Origin of the sequence: Rubripirellula reticaptiva (assembly GCF_007860175.1) — a bacterium.
Lineage (GTDB): Bacteria > Planctomycetota > Planctomycetia > Pirellulales > Pirellulaceae > Rubripirellula > Rubripirellula reticaptiva.
Genome location: NZ_SJPX01000004.1, coordinates 782,910 through 801,752, shown reverse-complemented (window position 1 = coordinate 801,752; position 18,843 = coordinate 782,910). Strand labels below are relative to the sequence as shown.

Annotated in this window: 13 protein-coding genes; 3 read left to right on the top strand and 10 right to left on the bottom strand. The window is 55.4% G+C overall.

Going from position 1 to position 18,843, the window contains the following annotated elements; genetic code table 11:
* Positions 1-77 precede the first annotated feature (77 nt).
* Positions 78-2,558, top strand: a complete 2,481-nt coding sequence (locus tag Poly59_RS30270; RefSeq protein WP_146535870.1) for a sulfatase-like hydrolase/transferase — start codon at positions 78-80, stop codon at positions 2,556-2,558.
* A 1-nt stretch (position 2,559) separates the two neighbouring features.
* On the top strand, positions 2,560-3,144 hold the full coding sequence (locus tag Poly59_RS20110) for a DUF2585 family protein (protein WP_146535869.1): 585 nt from the start codon (positions 2,560-2,562) through the stop codon (positions 3,142-3,144).
* A gap of 90 nt (positions 3,145-3,234) precedes the next feature.
* On the opposite strand, the gene Poly59_RS20105 is transcribed toward Poly59_RS20110, so the two are convergent.
* From Poly59_RS20105 to uvrA, 9 genes are all read right to left on the bottom strand, one after another.
* Positions 3,235-4,026, bottom strand: coding sequence for a rhomboid family protein (locus tag Poly59_RS20105; protein WP_186776401.1), 792 nt, complete (start codon positions 4,024-4,026; stop codon positions 3,235-3,237).
* Positions 4,027-4,059: 33 nt separating this feature from the next.
* The gene (locus tag Poly59_RS20100; RefSeq protein WP_146535867.1) at positions 4,060-5,343 is read right to left on the bottom strand and encodes a YiiX/YebB-like N1pC/P60 family cysteine hydrolase; all 1,284 of its coding nucleotides are present in this window, start codon (positions 5,341-5,343) and stop codon (positions 4,060-4,062) included.
* Between the two features lie 6 nt (positions 5,344-5,349).
* Entirely contained in the window at positions 5,350-6,255 is a 906-nt protein-coding gene (locus Poly59_RS20095; protein ID WP_146535866.1) for a dihydroorotate dehydrogenase, read from the bottom strand.
* An 11-nt stretch (positions 6,256-6,266) separates the two neighbouring features.
* Positions 6,267-6,905 carry a phosphopantothenoylcysteine decarboxylase domain-containing protein gene (locus tag Poly59_RS20090; protein ID WP_146536116.1) on the bottom strand — a complete coding sequence of 213 codons (639 nt, stop codon included), beginning with the start codon at positions 6,903-6,905 and terminating at the stop codon, positions 6,267-6,269.
* Between the two features lie 20 nt (positions 6,906-6,925).
* Complete coding sequence (locus Poly59_RS20085; protein WP_146535865.1) at positions 6,926-7,288, bottom strand: tellurite resistance TerB family protein; 363 nt, start codon at positions 7,286-7,288, stop codon at positions 6,926-6,928.
* Positions 7,289-7,358: 70 nt separating this feature from the next.
* On the bottom strand, positions 7,359-9,365 hold the full coding sequence (locus Poly59_RS20080) for a hypothetical protein (RefSeq protein WP_146535864.1): 2,007 nt from the start codon (positions 9,363-9,365) through the stop codon (positions 7,359-7,361).
* A gap of 173 nt (positions 9,366-9,538) precedes the next feature.
* Positions 9,539-10,999: an NAD(P)/FAD-dependent oxidoreductase gene (locus Poly59_RS20075; protein ID WP_146535863.1), complete on the bottom strand. Its 1,461-nt coding sequence runs from the start codon at positions 10,997-10,999 to the stop codon at positions 9,539-9,541.
* Entirely contained in the window at positions 10,954-11,805 is an 852-nt protein-coding gene (locus Poly59_RS20070; RefSeq protein ID WP_146535862.1) for a radical SAM protein, read from the bottom strand. The genes Poly59_RS20075 and Poly59_RS20070 overlap by 46 nt, the downstream gene beginning before the upstream one ends.
* Entirely contained in the window at positions 11,805-14,315 is a 2,511-nt protein-coding gene (gene uvrA / locus Poly59_RS20065; protein ID WP_146536115.1) for an excinuclease ABC subunit UvrA, read from the bottom strand. The genes Poly59_RS20070 and uvrA overlap by 1 nt, the downstream gene beginning before the upstream one ends.
* Before the next feature lie 211 nt (positions 14,316-14,526).
* On the opposite strand from uvrA, the gene dgt reads away from it, so the two are divergent.
* Complete coding sequence (gene dgt, locus Poly59_RS20060) at positions 14,527-15,669, top strand: dGTP triphosphohydrolase (protein ID WP_146535861.1); 1,143 nt, start codon at positions 14,527-14,529, stop codon at positions 15,667-15,669.
* Positions 15,670-15,724: 55 nt separating this feature from the next.
* On the opposite strand, the gene Poly59_RS20055 is transcribed toward dgt, so the two are convergent.
* Positions 15,725-18,829 carry a valine--tRNA ligase gene (locus Poly59_RS20055; RefSeq protein ID WP_146535860.1) on the bottom strand — a complete coding sequence of 1,035 codons (3,105 nt, stop codon included), beginning with the start codon at positions 18,827-18,829 and terminating at the stop codon, positions 15,725-15,727.
* Between the last annotated feature and the right edge of the window lie 14 nt (positions 18,830-18,843).

The window sequence follows — 18,843 nt, the reverse complement described above, 5'->3', positions numbered from 1 at the left end:
AGTTGGCGCAGCTATGATGGTGCGACATCGCGGCATCATCAGCAGCGACGGTATGTCCTTCAACGTGGGTTTGTCACATGATGCGTCTTCTTGGTCCGCTTCTGATAGCGGTTTGGTGGTGTGGTTCGCTAGCCTTTGCATCGACCCAGCCGAATGTTGTGTTTATCCTGGTTGATGACATGGGTTACGGCGATGCAAGTTGCTTCAACCCGGATTCAAAGATCGCGACACCCAACATCAATGGTCTGGCACGCGACGGGATGCGGTTCACGGATGCTCATGCCGCTGGTCCGTTGTGCCACATGTCGCGTTACGGCTTGATGACGGGACGGTATCCGTTTCGAACAGACGTCTCGAAGTGGCCGGAACAAGCGTTGATCACGTCTGGTCAAGGTACCACTGCGAGTGTGCTGAAACATCGCGGATATCAGACAGCGATGGTTGGGAAGTGGCACCTGGGTTTCAACGAAGACGGATACGAAAAGCGGCTGCCCGGCGGGCCAGTAGACTGCGGCTTTGACTCGTTCTTTGGAATTCGCGCCTCGACTGATATTCCGCCCTACTTTTATATCTCAGGCGATCGAGCGGTGGCTCCACCGACAGATCGAATCGAAGCCAACGCCAGCGAGGGATGGTCACCGATTCAAGGCGAGTTTTGGCGAGCGGGCGGGATTGCGCCAGATCTTGAACTGCACGATGTCTTGCCACGATTTACCGACGAAGCTGTCTCGGTGATCACGCAGCATTCGGCAAGCGGACCGAGCGACAAACCGTTGTTCTTGTACCTTGCCTATCCAGCACCCCACACGCCTTGGTTGCCATCGCAGGAATTTTCCGGCAAAAGCGGTGCAGGGATGTATGGTGATTTTGCAATGATGGTCGATTCAATGGTCGGCCGGGTTCTCAAGTCAATTGATGACGCCGGGATACGAGACAACACCTTGGTCATTTTTTCGTCGGACAACGGCCCTGTCTGGTACGCAGAGGATGTCGAGCGTTTTGGGCACGACAGCGTTGGGGGACTTCGCGGGATGAAGGCGGATGCGTGGGAAGGCGGTCACCGAATGCCGTTCATCGCTCGCTGGCCAGGCCATGTCGAATCCGGCACTCGCAACGACCAGACAATATCGTTTGTTGACGTGATGGCAACACTTGCCGACGTCGCTGGCGTCCCTCTTGGTGATGACGAGGGGCCAGACAGCTTTAGTTTTCTTTCGCTGCTCGAAGGCAACCACAAACCAACTCGCGATTCCCTGGCGATTTCAAGCGGGAAAGGTCTGAAGACAATTCGAAGCGGTAGGTGGAAATTGATCCTCGGGGCCGGTTCAGGTGGATTTTCAAAACCAAGTCGATCGAATTCAAACGAGGTTCAAGCAAAGGGTCAACTCTATGACTTGCATGCCGACCTTTCCGAATCCACGAACCTATACGATTCGATGCCCGATAGGGTCGCCGAACTGACTGCCATCTGGAAAACCATTGATGAAGAAGGCCGCTCGCGGTCTGGTCCGCCCTCGGTTTCGCTGCTCGACTTGTCTAACGATACCGATCGCCAAGTTGTTATCGCCGAAGGCACCACCGAGACTTACCAGGGACACCCGACGACCGAGTTGTTGGCGGACGGCAAAACCATGTTGGCCGTTTGGTGCGTCAACCACGGCGGATCGGCTGGCCCGATGGCTCGTAGCGACGACGGTGGAAAGACTTGGACACGGATCGACGAAACACTTCCACCGGGCTACTCAAGGCATCAAAATTGTCCCAGCATTTATCGGATGTCCGATCCAGCGGGCAAAGAACGAATCTGGGTTTTCTCGGCGGCCCTTGGCAAACGAGGCGGACCTGGAATGCCCAGCATCGTCAGTGAGGACAATGGCAAGACTTGGACCGAGAAACCGCCGCTGGGTTTCCCCTGCGTGATGACGTTCAGCAGCGTCGTGAAGTTGACCGACGGTCGCTATTTGGGGATGTACCACAACGGAAAAGATGGAGAGGACCAACCGCCGCTCGGTGTCTTTCAAACGATCACGGATGATGGCGGCGTGACTTGGTCCCAGCCCAAGGTGGTCGCTGAAGTTGGCCAGAAAAACCCTTGTGAACCGTTTGCGTTTCGGTCGCCGGACGGCAGGGAACTTTGTTGCCTGATGCGAGAGAACACGCACACCGGAAATAGCTTGATGATGTTCTCGAAAGACGAAGGCGAGCACTGGACGACGCCAATCGAGACATCATGGGAATTGACGGGCGACCGACATGCCGGCGTGCAACTACCAGATGGCCGCTGGTTCATCGCGTTTCGCGATGTCGCATTGGACAGTCCAACCAAAGGACATTTTGTGGCTTGGGTTGGCACCTACGACGACATCAAGAACGCTCGACCCGGTGAGACTCGAATCAAGTTGCTGCATTCCCATGCCAAGCGAGTCAACGACTGCGGATATCCAGGAATCGAATTGCTGCCTGATGGTACGATTGTCGCAACCACCTACATCAAGTATCGGCCTGGACCTGAAAAGCACTCAGTCGTCAGTGTTCGACTAACGACGGACGATTTTTAGAGTGAAATCTCCCCAATCTTTGCACCAATCTCTGCCGCTGCGCTCTTTCGCCAGCGTCGCGATCGTGGTCGCCTTGATGGTTGTGATCCTGCGTTCGATGGGGCGAACATGGTGGTGTGCCTGTGGGAGTCCGATTCCTTGGGCATGGGACATTTGGTCCTCGCATGCTTCACAGCACTTGATCGACCCTTACTTTTTCACTCACGTGTTGCATGGCGTCATCTTCTTTGCTGTGCTCACTAGGATCAAGCGGATTCCTGCTAGCGCAAGGTGGACGATCGCAACAGTCATCGAAGCCGGCTGGGAAATCTTGGAGAATTCTTCCATGATTATTAATCGGTATCGCGAGGCCACGTTCTCGCTCGACTACTACGGCGACTCCATCGGCAATTCGCTCTTCGATGTCGTCGCATGTTTACTTGGCTATGGTATTGCTTCGCGCGTGCGTCCGATTCGGGCGTTGCTGTTTTTTATGTTCGTCGAAGTGGTAATGCTAATCGCGATCCGCGACTGCTTGCTGCTGAACGTGATCATGCTGATATCGCCAATCGAGGCGATCAAGACCTGGCAAATCGCCGGCGCCTGACTCGATTTCGAGAACAATCGACTTGGCGCAACTCAAAGCGTCAAAACTCTTGGCGAGTTCCGCTACGCCAACCAAGTTTCGATGGAAACGCTACCCTTTCGCGTTCTTGTTCACGTGCGGGTGGTCTCTAAGATGTTCTTCGCAATACGCGAAGTGACCGTCGCATTGGCTGCAGTATCGAAATTCCATTTTGGGGTGCGTGTTGCTATCGATTTTACAGACATGGCAGACGTGACGAGGAACCTTTGCCTGGGCGGTCTGCTTCTTTTTCCACGTCAATTGGCGATGGAAATTTGCACCTTTGCCGAATAGCCCGCGGCCGAAGAACAGCAGGTAGTTTCCGACCGACGCCAGTACCAACATCTTCCCAGCCATTGGCGCGGCGATGAACGTCAGAACATATACAGCAGCTTGCAGCCATGCCAAGTACTTGATTTTAACGGGCAATACAAAGAACAACAGGAACTCAAAGTTCGGATTGTAGGTTGCAAAGGCCAAGAAAACCGTGGCCTCTAAAAAGAAACCGGTCACAGCTTGGTCGTGAGCAATTCCGGCCGCGATCAGGCTCAGAAGAATTCCGACATAGATGAACGAACAGTATCGAATGTTCCCCCACTGTTGTTCGAGCGCGGTCCCCATCATGTAGAAGATATAGAAGTAGAAAACTGCAAAGATCGGATTTGATGTCGGCGCGATTAGTAAAAATGTTCCTAGCCGCCATACCTCGCCGGCAATCACCAAATCCCAAACCAGTTTCCCACGTTCAATCATCGTCGGATCGACCAAAGACAGAACCCAAAACACGAACTGGCACCCGACCAATGTTATGGTCAGGTTAGGAATCGCAATCGGACGCACGATTCGGTCAATTCGATCAAGCACATTCATATTCGGAAGCAAACGTTTCGAGTGGATTTACAAGTTGTTTCTGAGCGCAGCGACGGTTTGATTCAGGACATTTGATGCTGCATTTCCGGTTAAAAGCATGTCGCCATGCCGAGCACAGTAGACCGCAATTGGACGAAAGAACCGATCGGCGACTGCTAATTCCAGCAAATCTTCGGCAGACAACGTTTGGCGTCCGGCTCGTTTCTTAAGTTCGAACTTGACGCCGCCCAAGCCCTCATAGCTTCGATAGACGACTTCTGTACACACCATACGGTCGGCACGAGTGAAATCGAAATCAAAATCGTAGGGTTTACCAACGTGCGAGTGGGCTCGAAGGATCGCTCGATCGATCAGCCCGGTTTCCAACGAGGGTCGAATCAGCGCTACGGCGTCGTTGCCGAGCGGCGAATCCATAGTCCGCACCCGAACACCGTCCTTTAACGATTCGACGACGCTATCGCTGCCGACGTACATCGCGGCATGTGGCCAGAATCCCGGCAAGAAATAATTTGTGACCGCTGCATCTTTGCGAGTCACAAATACGTCGCCTGGTTTCAACAAGTTCGACATGGCGCTGACGACGTGATCCGGCAATCGTGCGATGTGACCAGGTTTAATAGAAAAGCTGCTGACCAATCGCGAACCCCATTCTTGGATCGCATAGACGGCACGACCAAAACTTTGGGTCACGATTCGATCACGAGCATCGTGGCGAAGTTCTTTGGCACGAGCCTTCAAATAACGAGTGGGCCCAATGGAAACTCGGTCTCGTAGTCGATCAATCAGTGAAACCACAGACGCGACCTTCGCATCCTCGCCGGCCAATCGTGAAAACAGCTCGGCATGGTCTGTGTAGAACTGGTCGGCTTGTCGTACACCAATCGCATTGACCGGATTGGTCAGTGACAACTGGATCATGTCGAAACTTCCCTGTTCGATTCCATACATTGAATTTGATTCGTTCAGTTTCCGTCGCACCAACAGGTCGTCGGAATACAAATCTCGAAGCGTTCGTGCTGCGTCGATCAGGATCAGCGCGGCAGCATAGGCGAGCGAGAATTCGGCGGCGTTCTCTTCGCTTGCTTTTCCTGCGGTCGTGCGAATCGAATGCAATGTCTCGAGCAGTGCCGCTCGCGCCATGTGGTACGAAACCCACAATTGCACGACCTGATCATCTTCGGTTGGCGTAAAGAATCCACGCTGTCCAGTTTCAAATGAAGCCTTCATCGCTTGGGCCCGCAATCGCATTTCGCGCATGTGATCAGCCAAGTGGACAATCGTCGAAACATCGGATGCGGATAATGAAGTCATGGCGTTCTACTTGCCCAGCGTTCGGACGCACTCGCCGACGCTGGCAGCGCCGATCTCGGCCAGCGCGGCGGGCAATTCGTCGATCAACCGTGTCGAAACCGTCGGGTCATAGTAATTTGCCGTTCCAATCTGAACCGCACTGGCGCCCGTCACCAAGAACTGCATCACATCATCGATCGTTGCGATGCCTCCGATGCCGATGATCGGAATGTCGACTGCCGAGGCGACTTGATGCACACAGCGAAGCGCGATCGGCTTGATCGCCGGACCACTCAAACCGCCCATGCCGTTGCCCAGCATTGTCTTTCTTTTTCGCCAATCGACGGCCATCCCAAGAACCGTGTTGATCAAGCAAACCGCGTCGGCGCCACCGTCGGCAGCACCTCTAGCGATGTCGGCAATGCGAGTGACGTTCGGCGTCAACTTGGCCAAGATCGGGACTTGAGTTGCCTTGCGAGCAGCCGCGACGACGCTGCGACATGATTCGGCGTTGGTGCCAAAGTCAATTCCTCCGCTGACGTTCGGACACGACAGATTCAATTCGATCGCCGCTACGCCCTTATACTCGCCAACGCGCCGAGCCAACTGAACAAAATCGTCTTCCGTGCGACCGGCAACGCTAACCACGATCGACGTGCCCAGCGAAGTCAAATACGGCAAGTGATGTTCAATGAATGTATCAACGCCGTCATTATCAAGCCCGATTGCATTCAAGAGCCCGGCGGTTGTTTCGACCGTACGCCACGGGGCGTTACCGATCCGCGGTTCGGCGGTGATCGTTTTGGGCAACACCGCGCCAAGCCGAGGCACGTCGACGATGCCCTCCATTTCACGCGCATATCCGAACGTCCCTGACGCCACCATGATCGGATTTTTCAGTTGCAAGCGGCCGAGCGAAACAGATAGGTCCACGAGAATCGTTATTAGGTTTTAGGTTTTGAAGATTGATGAATTAAGCGATCGTCGATTTGCGCGAGTAGTCGGTCGGCGACGTGTTCTTTGGTTCCATGAATCGCCTCGATCACGATCCCATTCGAGTCAAGCAATTCGACCTCGTTCGTTTCCGCGTCAATCGCGGCGGGGCCATTGCTGACCATCAGGTCACAGTGCTTGCGTTCCAATTTGACGATCGCGCGAAAGTGTCGGTCTTCGGTTTCGAGTGCGAAACCAACGACCCACTGGCCATCACGTTTGCTTTGGCCGAGAGTTGCCACGACGTCGGCTGTCTCGACCAATTCGATAGTTAGCGGCTTGCCCGTCTTTGAAATTTTCTGGGTTTGAATTTCGCGAGGCATGTAGTCGCATGGCGCTGCGGCACCGATTGCGCCGTCGCACGTCTTGAAAGTTTCCGTCGCGGCCAGCAACATTTCATCGGTGGTGAGGACTGGAATGACGGTCGCGGCGCCGGGATACTCGACCGCCACCGGTCCCGAAACGATCACGACTTCGTGGCCAAGCTTCAGCACCGCAGCCGCCAGGGCCGCACCCATCCGGCCGCTCGATGCATTGGTGATGTAGCGAACCGGGTCAAGGTACTGACGGGTAGGACCAGAGGTAATCAGAATTCGAGCCAACTTATTGCTCACGACCTAAGCGTTTGGTCGATCAACCGTTGGACATCTGTTGTCGAAATCGACATTTTTGCAGCCGCCAAAGCGAACAATCGCTTTTCGCTTTCATCCAAGTGGCCGTCGGCAGCCATCATTCGAATCATGTCGCAAAGAAGTTCTTCTCGGGCAGCCGTGGACTGGGGCAGCTCGAGAGCCGCGTCGTCGCCTAAACCGAACTCGACGGCCTTCTGCAGGTCGTACTCATCCAGGCCAAGTTCAGCACAACGGTCTGCCACCAAGTGGACTTCGCGTTCACCCAACTGGCCGTCGGCAAACGCCATCACAACCAAGTTCCGAAGCTGCTGTCGGCGGTGTTTGATTTCTTCGATGCTCATGCCGAAATCGTACCCCGCCGGAGTCGGTCAATCCAGATCCCAAACCGCGACCTGGATCGCGATTTAGCGGTTATTGAGGGGTTCGAACGGCCTGGGACGCCAAGACATGAGGCATATTTAAGCCCGGCAGGTAGCCTGCCGTTCCAATCACATTGACGTGGCTGTTCAAATGAGTTCGCAGATTCACTCCCGGAATCGGTGTCACATAGGCAACCGTTCGTCCCGTATTGTCGGTCAACGCAAACGGGGGGCTGTTTGGACGGGCCGAGTAGACTTGGACCAATTGGCCGCTGAAGGCGGGTACAGCTTCCGACGCCGAGGGGGCCTGCGGTGCTCCCAGCCCAATGGCAGAAGCGATCGTCCCCAACCCCGACGGAATTTCCAGCGAATCGATCTCAGGCGTCTGGGCGTCGGCCAACATCAAGTCGCCTTGGTTGCGGATCATTGCGTTGCCGTCGCGGCGGTTTGCTAGGCGAGCGTATTGGTCGGCTCGCTCGGCCAACTTTCTCGCGCGAGTCGCGATCGCTGTATCATTTGCGGTACCAACCAACTGACGAGCCGCAGCAGCGACCGGTTCCGTTTCCAAACCCGACGCCTGTGCGGACATCAGCCGCGACAAAAGAAGAGTCAGCGTATCAATATCGGCGCCGCTGGCTTCCTGGCGAATTTGTTCAATACGCTGCGATGAAACCACGTTCATTGGCTTCGCGTTCACTTGGTTCAATATCGGTGCTACCACCGCAGGTGCCATCCCGTTCGACGGAGCCCATCCAGAGGCAGCCGGCGATAACTGTTGAGCCGGCATCGGCAACGATCCCGAAACTTGCATGACAGGCGACGGCGCACCAAGCGTTGCAGGTGACTGCACGGGCTCACTTGGCGATGCAAACGCTTGCATCGACGCGGCCTGAGTCTGGGGAGCCATTGGTGGTTCGGTCGTCGTCGCAGCAGCGATCCGTCGACCGATTCCGGACACCCAACTATCTTCGGATGCAGGTTCGATTTGCGTCGCGTTTTGCTCAGCACCAATCGGCCCCAACTTCGGACGCCCCAAGAAAGCGACGGATGCAATCAGCCCCTTGCGTTTGGTTGGTTCGACCGATGACGCATCGTTTGATGTCCCCGTGGAAAGGCTGGGCGGCGAATGCAACGCAGCAAGATCCTCACCCGATCCAGACTGCTGAATCGACCCAAGTGGCTGATCCGTCGTGCGGCGTATTTGGTTCGCTTGCCAAGACTCCTTCAGCCCACTGCCGATTGGCATCATTTCAACACCATTGTCATAGGCCGCATTATCCAAAACGGATTGTCCCGATGCCTGAACCAGTTCCGGTTCATCAATCACGCGACGACTCGACACCGGCTTGGTGTCTGCTACCGACGATCGCGACGCAGGCCGAGACGTCGGCACCGATTGCGGTTTTGTGTTGGCCCCGACTTGCGAACGAGGATCTCGGATTCCCGATCTTTGGCGCGATGTGCTTTCGATCGAATTGCGAGGCGAAGTGGGCCCAGCTTCGGCAAACATGATTTCTTCGCGAGGTACTTCACGATCAAGTGAGGCGATCAGTTCTTCGCTATTGGTGACAACTTGATCACGGTGAACCCAACGGAATTCGCCCGACGGTGGCACGATGCGGTACCACAATTGAGGTCCATCGGGCCCTTCACGCTCACTCTTGCCGATCACGGCAACCGGTTCACCTTCGGCCAATTGAACTTGCCATTTGTAGGAACGAGCACGCCCCAGATGGGTTCCAATCCAAGCAACAGTATGGTCTTCGATCACCAGACCGTTGTCGCCGCTGGCATCAAGCTTGACGGTTTCGGCGGGAATCCAACAAAACGCAGACTCCGGCGGACGAATGCCCAACCACCCGTCTTTGGCTTCGAAGTAGACCTCTAACGCTTGCCCATGACGAAGTTCGTCAGTCCGATAGGCGTCGGCCGACGGACCACATCGAGCGTGTGATTCTTCCTGAGCGACGTAAACCGTGTAGGGTTGGAACGTTGCGTCATCCTCGGCCGTCACCGGAGTCCCCCACAGGATCCCTAGGGTGAGGAGCAGAATGAGCATAGCAGTGGTTGTTCGACGTCGTGACGAGTGCATCGCGAGCGAGTCCTGAAAGGCGAATTTGAGCTTCTTTCAGTCCCCGATAGCCGAATCTGCAGCTTCAAAGCAAGATCATTCCCACAATCCAGCGTCTTCCGAAGCCCGGCCAACATCTCAAGCATGCGATCGATCGGCGTCTACTTGGTCGCCGTATACGCATAACGGTTGTTGACTGCGGGATCCATCAAGCCAGCCGTGTTCCACGGCGCAATGGTTTCACGAACTTGCGTTTCATATTTGTCGTTCGAGCGATCGGCGATCATTGCACACGCATTGTCCGTTGCCGCGACAAACAGCGGATCGTCGGCGTTCCACAATGCCGTCGGTGTCTCGCCTTTTTGCAACCGTTCTTCGCAGGCAATGGCACCGGCAAAATACAACATGCATGCTGCGGTGAATCGCGGAAAGTCATCCATCACGTCGTAGGCAGTACTAACCAATCGGTCCAGCAACATCGTTTCGCGATGAAAACTGGTGGCGTAATCGTTCGCCGAGTGATCATCTAAGATGATGCCCGCCACCCGTTCCACACCGGCAAGCGCATGAGCGATTCCTGTGCTATGCAGCGGATCCATCGTTAGCGCCGCGGTCGGCAACATGATCGCACGCTCGGCGCAAATGGGATCAAACCATCGCTGCAGTCGATCAGTTTGCTGCCATCCAACTCCGGGACGAACCAACCACGCAGGTTTCATCATCGCTTCGATCGACGGGTATCCCGACCATTCGAGAGGTCGCCCTACGGTTGTCGTGTAACCAACGCTTGTTATTCCGCTGACAAATCGCAGCATCCACATCCAGCCATTGCCTAATAAATGATGCTGGGCGGCATCATCGCAATTGAACGGCTCGGAACCGTCGATCCCACTGGCTTGCAGAGTTTCTTGCCAGCTAGGCACACCATGAAAGTGCGTGAAGGTACTGTGCGTTTGAGTTTGCAAACGATCCGCCATATCGCGGGCACCCAACAATCTTGCCAGCGCAGCAGATTGCCCTGACGCATCAATCACCCATCGTGCCCGCATCGTCAATTGCTTAGGACTGTCATCGGGCCCTGACAATTGCAACACCCACTGGTCGCCGGAGCTTTCAATCGATGCCACTGAAAAACCAGCTGCCAAGGCGACGCCTTCTGTGGTCGCTTGCTGACAAAGGTAGTGATCCACATCGGCGCGAAACCAATGGGTATCCGCCACATCGTCCTCAGGACTGGCAGCGGCCAATAAACTTCGCTCGCCAATATGCGATTCCGAAAACGGTTGACCTTTTGGATGAGCAAAATAACTGAAGCCTCGTTTGCGACCGCAATCCAAATCAGCATGATCCCACTGCCAACTTCCCCAGGTCGACAACGAAATCAAGTCCTTCAGTCCGTATCGCGTCCCCAGCCTCCGCAGTATCGCATCCGCGATCGGCGTCGAAGATTCACCGATCGCAAAGCGTGGATGCATCTGAGGATCGATCATCGCGACCGTCATCCCTTTTGATGCCAACACCCGAGCAAGTATCGATCCCGAAAACCCGGAACCGATGACGGCGACATCGATTTCGTTCATAGCCGCCATGCCCTTTGATTCAAATTCATTTCGTTCATCCATACAACTTCATCGCAATCGGGATCCTGATCCCAAAGATCCATCGTGACACAAGCACGACCTTTGGCATCTGCGACCGATTCGCTCAAAAGGTTCGCCAGCATTGACGGGGCGAGCGCTGGTAATTCGCCCGACTGACCGTTCCAACCGTATCCCTCTCGCGCAGGAATCAAGCTGACGTGCCGTGCTCCGGCGTGAATGGCATGTCGCACTGATAACCTTGCCCAGCGAATCGCCTCATGCTGGCCGATCCCAGGCACGCCCACGATTAAAAACACACGTAAGTCAACTCGTTCCTTGGCAAGCCAATTCGCGTAAGCATCAAAGTCACCGCGCGACATCTGTTTGCCCAGCCGACCGAGCCACCGCGGTTGGACGGTTTCCAATCCAACGGCGACCTCCAAGGATGCGTCGATTAAGTCGCGAAACTCCATTAGCCGGCGACGCCCAATCTTGGGATGATTCTCGACAATCACACGTTCATAACCGGCAACACGCTTGGCAATCGACGAATAATCAGTCGGAGGAATACTGCGTCGATCAAAAAAGTTGCCGCTGTTGTACAGCTTGATCCATCCAGCGGGTTTCGAATCACCGATCGCCGAATCAAGCTGACGAACGATTGCACCGGAGGGCGTTGGTGTTTTCAATGTGTTCTTCCACAGGTCGCACATCGAGCATCCGATCGGACACTCCGACGCCGTCAAGAACACCGTCAAGACATTGGCCAGACCACCATCCCCATCGGGCTCGCGCTCGCGGACCACCAAGTACGGCTTATCGGGCGACAGCGAAGGGTTGCGAACCATCACTTCCTGTTTCCCGCCTTCAACGTTTGGGCCAAGTATTTTCCAGTCGCATTATTCTTCGTTTTCGCAACCGTTTCAGGCGTGCCAGCAGCCAAAATTTCTCCACCACCATCGCCACCCTCGGGCCCCAGATCAACAATCCAGTCGCAAGCGGCCAGCAGATCGAAATTGTGCTCAATCACCAGCACCGTGTTGCCCGCGTCGACCAACCGCTGCAATACTCCGACCAATCGCTCGACGTCCGAAAAGTGAAGCCCAGTGGTTGGCTCGTCCAGCAAATAGAGTGTTTTACCGGTCGATACTCTTGCAAGTTCCGTCCCCAATTTGATCCGCTGGGCTTCGCCACCGCTAAGCGTCGTGCTGGCTTGACCAAGATGCACGTAACCGAGTCCAACGTCTTGCAGTGACACGAGTTGTCGATGAATCTTGGGGACGTTTTCAAAGAACTCGGCCGCGCCATCAATCGACATTTCTAAGACGTCCGCCACGCTGGCACCTTTGAAACGCACTTGCAATGTTTGTCGATTGAAACGTTTTCCACCACATCGCGTGCACGTGACGAACAGATCGCTCAAGAAGTTCATCGAGATTCGCTCGACGCCATGCCCCTTGCAAAGCTCGCACTGTCCTTCTTTTGAATTGAAACTAAACCGACTGGTCGAAAAGCCTCGCGTCTTGGCTTCGCGGGTCTTGGCGAACACCTTTCGCACCTCGTCGAGCACACCTGCGTACGTGGCCGGGCAACTACGTGGACTACGGCCGATCGGTGCTTGATCAATGGGAATTAGTTTGTCGATCTTGGTTGCGCCGCGCAGACTTTTGAACGGGCCTGGCTTTACCGACACCAATCCCAACTTTTTCGCGAGTGCCGGATACAACGTATCGTTGACCAGCGAACTCTTGCCGCTGCCCGACACGCCGCTAATTCCGACCAACATTCCCAGAGGAAACTCGGCAGTGACCTTTTTCAGATTGTGAGTCGTCACATCCGTGATCGTTAGCCAGTCTTTAGGTTCCCGCCGAGTCTTCGGAATCGGTACCGAGCGAGTGCCCAGCAAGTAGGCGCCGGTGAGGCTGTTGGGATCGGACGCGACTTCGTCGGGTGTTCCCTGACTGATGATTTTTCCGCCGTGTTTCCCCGCACCAGGACCGATGTCGACTAGAAAGTCAGCATGCCGCATCGTCGCTTCGTCGTGTTCGACGATGACGACTGTGTTGCCCTGAGTTTGCAATTGTCGAATGCAGTCGATCAATCGATTGTGGTCGGCAGGATGCAAACCGATCGATGGCTCGTCCAAGACATAACAAACACCGACCAAACCGCTGCCGATACTGGTCGCCAAACGGACGCGTTGCAATTCACCACCGCTTAACGAATCGGCGGCCCGATCGAGAGTCAGATAAGTGACGCCGACTCGCATCAGAAACTCAAGTCGCCGCGTCACTTCGCGAACAATCGGATCGGCAACTTTCGCGTGCAGCGCCGACGTGTGTTGGACGACTTGATCCATCCAATCCTTTGCGTCGCAAAGCGACATGGCCGTCAGGCGATCGATCGACAGACCACCGATCGTGACTCGGCGGGCTTCCGGACGCAGCCTTGATCCTTCGCACGACTGACACATGTCAGTGTTTTCGCCCTCGCCCATGGTGCCAAGCCCGTCGCAGGTTGGGCAGGCGCCGTAGGGGCTGTTGAAACTGAACGTCCGCGGTTCCAGTTCTTCGAAACTGGCACCACATTCGACACAGGCCATCGATGTGCTAAAAATCGTTTCGGTCTCGTCCGTCCCAGGCTTCTGGACTAACGCTGACATCAAGCCTTCGCCCAATCGCAAAGCCAAATCGACCGAATCATGCAACCGCGACTCGATACCTTCGCGAATGACCAGCCGATCGATGACTGCTTCGATCGAGTGATTTTTACGGACCGCCAACGGTGGAATGTCTTCGAGCAGATACATTTCGCCGTCGACGCGAGCCCGGACTAGCCCGGACTTCTGAATCGTTTCGAGCACTTCGCGATGTTCACCGCGGCGGCCGCGCACCATCGGCGCCATCAAAACCAGTTTCGTTTTCTCTGGCATCGCCAATAACGTTTCGCGAATGTTGTCCGCCGACTGTTGGGCGATCGCACTGCCACAGTTGCTGCAGTGTGGCGTGCCGACGCGTGCGAACAGCAGCCGGAGATAGTCATAGATCTCGGTGACCGTAGCGACGGTGCTGCGAGCGCCGGAATTACCAGCTTTTTGGTCGATCGCAAGCGTCGGTGCCAGCCCGTCGATCGAATCAACGTCGGGACGCGGGATCTGGTCCAAAAACTGACGTGCATACGCGGAAAGACTGTCGATGTATTGCCGCTGGCCCTCGGCATAAAGCGTATCAAACGCCAGCGAGCTCTTGCCGCTGCCCGACACGCCAGTGATCACGGTTACCGCGTCTCGAGGAATGTCGATATCGACACTTTGCAGGTTGTGGACGCGAGCGCCACGAATTTCGATCGCTGCGGACAAGGCGGCGTAGTCCTGTTGGTAGGGCGTTTTCAGTGTGGGCGTTTTTGAAGCCGGGTGGTACGATCGTAGGAATAGTAGGAGCCTGGGAATATTCACATCCCAGCTTCTTTCCACGACCTAGACTTCCAAAACGGCCTATTCCGGCGATGGCCGATTCAGCACCTAACATGACACCCCGAGGCGACCGTTGGAACAGGCGGAAATTCAGCCGATGATCGACCTGCGACGCTTCGCCGATCGCGAACACTTGTTGCTAGCGTCGTATGCGATGCACAGCCGTGACAGCGAAGGGCGAATCTATGACGAGCCAATCCACTCTTACCGCGGCCCGTTTGCTCGTGACCGAGACCGAATCCTGCACAGCAGCGCGTTTCGGCGACTGAGCGGCAAAATGCAAGTCTTCACCGGCGAAATGGGCATCTACCACCGCACACGTTTGACCCACACGTTGGAAGTCACGTCGGTGGCTAGAACGATCGCTCGAGTGCTGCGTCTGAACGAAGATCTTACCGAGGCTCTAGCTTTGATGCATGACGTCGGCCATCCGCCGTTCGGGCACTGTGGCGAAGATGTCTTGAGCGAAGCGATGGAATCCGTTGGTGGGTTTTCGCACAACGGTTTCGCCCTTGTGATTGTCCAAGAATTGGAACAACGATACAGCCAGTTTAGCGGCCTAAATCTGTCGCGAGAAACCTTGGCTGGCCAAGACACGCGAGCCCACAAAGCCGAAGCAGCCGTCGGACGTGCGCCGATTCTGGAAGTCCAAATCGTCGATCTGGCGGACTCAATTGCCTACGATGCGCACGACATGGACGACGCCTTACAAATGGGTCTGTTGTCGATTGACGAACTGTCGGAACTCGCCGTGGTTCGCCGAGCGCTCGAATCGATCCGTACCAAGCATGGCATGTTGCCAACGACACAGTTACGACAGTTGCTCGTTCACGAATTGATCGATTTGCAAGTCAGCGATTTGTTGCAAGTTGCGATCGAACAACTGCGTCCTTATGAAGGCCATCGATCAGGAGAAGTTTGCCACGCAGGTTTACGTCTCCGGCACAGTGACTTGGTGGGCAGCGAACGTAGCGAACTGGAAGCCTTTCTATTCGATGCCGTGTATCGCCACAAACGACTGATCCCGGTCCGTGACGCCGCCGGCAACCGACTGCGAACGCTTTTTGATCTGCTTACGGAAAATCCTGGCCGTCTGCCGCTGCGTTTTCGTGTCCGCGCCGAACGGTCGCCCATCAAAAAAGTCGTCGGCGAGTACCTCGCCGGAATGACGGACGAGTTCTGCGACAAGCAATACCAACACGTGACCCAGCACAGTACCGGTCCACTAGCGGATTGGTAAGAACCGCGGATCGCGTCTACCCTGCTCCGCAGCCCCCACCGACCCGATTGACGCGTTAGCTCGATTTCTTACGAAGCCTTGCGATGTCACCTTCGACGGATTCTCGCTGCTTGGACAAGTCCGACAAACTGTCACGTTCGGCTTGCACGACTTCGTCCGGAGCTCGCGACACGAAACTCTCGTTGTTGAGCTTCTGTTGCTTTCCGGTGATCTGCTTGATCAAATTGCCGTGCAGTTTTTCCAACCTGGCCAGTTCTGCCTCAACGTCGATGAACTTTTCCAAGTCCACATGAACGTCAACGTCAATCGATGGAATCGAAAGTGGCCCATCGGTTTCAAACGGCTTGGCATCCGGTCCAAGCTCGACCACTTCGGCACCCGCCAAGCCTTCCAGATACGTTCGCATCGGCGACAACAATTCGGTTGACGATGGACTGCACCGGATCGCAACCGGCAACGTTTCGCGTGGTGCGATGTTCTGGCTAGCACGGATCTTGCGAATTGCACCAACGACTTCTTGGAACTCGGCGAACTGACGTTCAATCGATTCATCGTGGTGTTCTGCAATCGCTTCAGGCCACGCAGCCGTCATCACAAACGGGCCAGCCTTCGTCGTCTCAGTAAGCCCACGCTCGGGCGCCAGTTCGTTCAGATAGCCCCAGATCGATTCGGTCACAAACGGCATCGTGGGATGCAGTAAACGCAACAGCGTATCGAGTCCGTACGCCATCACGGACTGCGTCAACTCGCGCTGATCATCGTCGGCTAAACGAGGCTTTGCGATTTCGACATAGAAGCTACAGAACTCATCCCACGCAAAGTCGTACAGCACACGCGTGACTTCCGCGAACCGGTACTTCTCGATGCCTTCGGTCACCTGTGATGTCACGGTCGACAATCGGCTCAACAACCAACGGTCTTCGAGCGGCAACTTTGCGACGTCAATCGCTTGCGGCTTGTATCCGTCCATATTCATCATCACAAAACGAGCCGCGTTCCACAGCTTGTTCACGAAGTTACGAGCCGTTTCAAATCGCTCGCTAACCACGGCGCCCTTCGGCAATGCCTTATCCGCTTCGGTTTCCGCCCACTGAGTCGAGAATTCTGCCTTGCATGCCGGGCAAGCCATCTTCGGCAACGAGCGATTCTTTTTCGTTTGATCGATCAGTTTTTCGCAGGCCGGGCATTCGTACTGGACCGGCATGCGAACGTCTTGCGTGTCGGTTGCCAAACGAGCCAATCCGTAACGCAGTGCGTCAGGACCGAACTTATCAACGATATCATTGGGGTCGACGCCGTTCCCCTTGCTCTTGGACATCGTCTCGCCGAGACCGTCCAGAATTTTGGGGTGAATGAACACTTCCTTGAACGGAACCACGCCCAAGTTGTTCCAGCTCATCAACACCATCCGGGCAACCCACAGGGTGATGATGTCGCGCGACGTAATCAACGTATCGGTGGGATAGAAGTATTCAAGTTCCGGTGTTTTCTCTGGCCAACCGAGCGTGCTGTGCGGCCACAACGCCGACGAAAACCATGTGTCCAAAACATCCGGATCACGTTCGAGTCCGAGCGCCTCGATCGCGGCCTCTCTCGCATCGCCTTCGAATTTCAAACAAACAAACACACCGCGCGTTCCATCGTCGGCGGTGTCAACTTGGTAGCTCGCCGTATCCGCAGCATCGCCAATCACTTCCACGATTTTTGCGACCGTTGTTTTCAGTTCGGCGTCGGACAAACCGGTCTTGGACCAGATCGGGATTTGGTGTCCCCACCACAGTTGTCGGCTGACAGGCCAATCCCGTTTTTCGCTCAACCAATCCAGATAGCTCTTGCGATAACGTTCCGGGAAAATTTGGACCTCTTCATTTCGGACTCGCTCCATCGCCGATTCGGCTAATTCGTCCATTTTGACGAACCACTGATCCGCCAAGTACGGTTCGATCGGTGTCTTGCTGCGATCGCTGTGTGGCAATTCAATGTCGCGATCTTCGATGTCACCGAGCAAGCCAAGTTCGTCGAGTGCGGCGACAACCGCGATCCGAGCCTTCGGAATGGTCAATCCTTCGAACTGGCCAGCTTCTGCGTTCAGCGTTCCGTCGGGGTTAAGAATGTTGATCATCGGCAAACCAACTCGCTTGCCCACTTCATAGTCATTGGGATCGTGCGCCGGCGTGATCTTCACACACCCGGTGCCTAGTTCCGGCTTGGCCCAAATATCCGACACCAACGGAATCGGTCGATCAACCAGTGGCAACTGCAGCATCCGGCCAGCGGCCGCCATGTCGCGCAGCACGATCAGCCCGGGCAACATCGCTTCGCGACGCGCAGCAAGTTCGTCGATCTGCTTTTGCACAATCGGCTGCTCTTTTGCCGTCGCTTCGGTGAACTTCGATTGCAATTCAGCGGCAACCTTGTCGAAGGCGCGCTCGGGATCCGGGTGCACCGCCACCGCCGTATCGCCCAACATCGTTTCCGGCCGTGTCGTGGCGATCTCGATTTGTGTGGGTTCACCTGCCTGAGGATCGATCACGTTGTAAAAGAAGTGATAGAAGTGTCCCTTGCGAGTCACATTCTCGACTTCATCATTCGATACCGCCGTTTGCAGGAACGTATCCCAGTTGACCAATCGTTTGCCGCGGTAAATCAGCTGCTTGCCAAACAGATCAAAAAATGTCGCGCGGACAGCGGTCGCACAACGATCATCCAGCGTGAATCGAACGCGTTCCCAGTCGCAACTGCATCCCATTCGCTTCAGTTGGCCGAGAATGCGTTTTTCGTACTGGTCCTTCCATGCCCAAATGCGTTTGACCAATTCTTCGCGGCCAAGATCATGCCGTGTCAGGTTTTCGTTTTCCTTCAGACGCCGTTCAACAACCGCTTGCGTAGCAATCCCGGCATGATCAGTCCCCGGCATCCACAACGCTTCGTAGCCCTGCATTCGCTTGGTCCGAACCACCATGTCCTGCAGCGTGTTGTTCAGTCCGTGTCCCAGGTGCAGTGCGCCGGTGACGTTTGGCGGTGGGATCACGATCGTGAACGGTTTCTTGTTCGGATTGACCTCTGCGTGGGCGCACTTAGCGAGATCCCACTGAGCAGCAATTCGGTCGGCTGCTTCGGAGTGTTCAAAGCGAGTTGGAATCGTCGAGTCGTCGTTCATCGTGAATCAAAATT

Excerpts from the sequence above, each read along its gene's own strand:
- Poly59_RS20075 (WP_146535863.1), bottom strand. The coding sequence starts at position 10,999 with ATGGATGAACGAAATGAATTTGAATCAAAGGGCATGGCGGCTATGAAC.
- Poly59_RS20100 (WP_146535867.1), bottom strand. The coding sequence starts at position 5,343 with ATGACTTCATTATCCGCATCCGATGTTTCGACGATTGTCCACTTGGCT.
- Poly59_RS20070 (WP_146535862.1), bottom strand. The coding sequence starts at position 11,805 with ATGGTTCGCAACCCTTCGCTGTCGCCCGATAAGCCGTACTTGGTGGTC.
- Poly59_RS20085 (WP_146535865.1), bottom strand. The coding sequence starts at position 7,288 with ATGAGCATCGAAGAAATCAAACACCGCCGACAGCAGCTTCGGAACTTG.
- Poly59_RS30270 (WP_146535870.1), top strand. The coding sequence starts at position 78 with ATGATGCGTCTTCTTGGTCCGCTTCTGATAGCGGTTTGGTGGTGTGGT.
- dgt (WP_146535861.1), top strand. The coding sequence starts at position 14,527 with ATGATCGACCTGCGACGCTTCGCCGATCGCGAACACTTGTTGCTAGCG.
- Poly59_RS20080 (WP_146535864.1), bottom strand. The coding sequence starts at position 9,365 with ATGCTCATTCTGCTCCTCACCCTAGGGATCCTGTGGGGGACTCCGGTG.
- Poly59_RS20055 (WP_146535860.1), bottom strand. The coding sequence starts at position 18,829 with ATGAACGACGACTCGACGATTCCAACTCGCTTTGAACACTCCGAAGCA.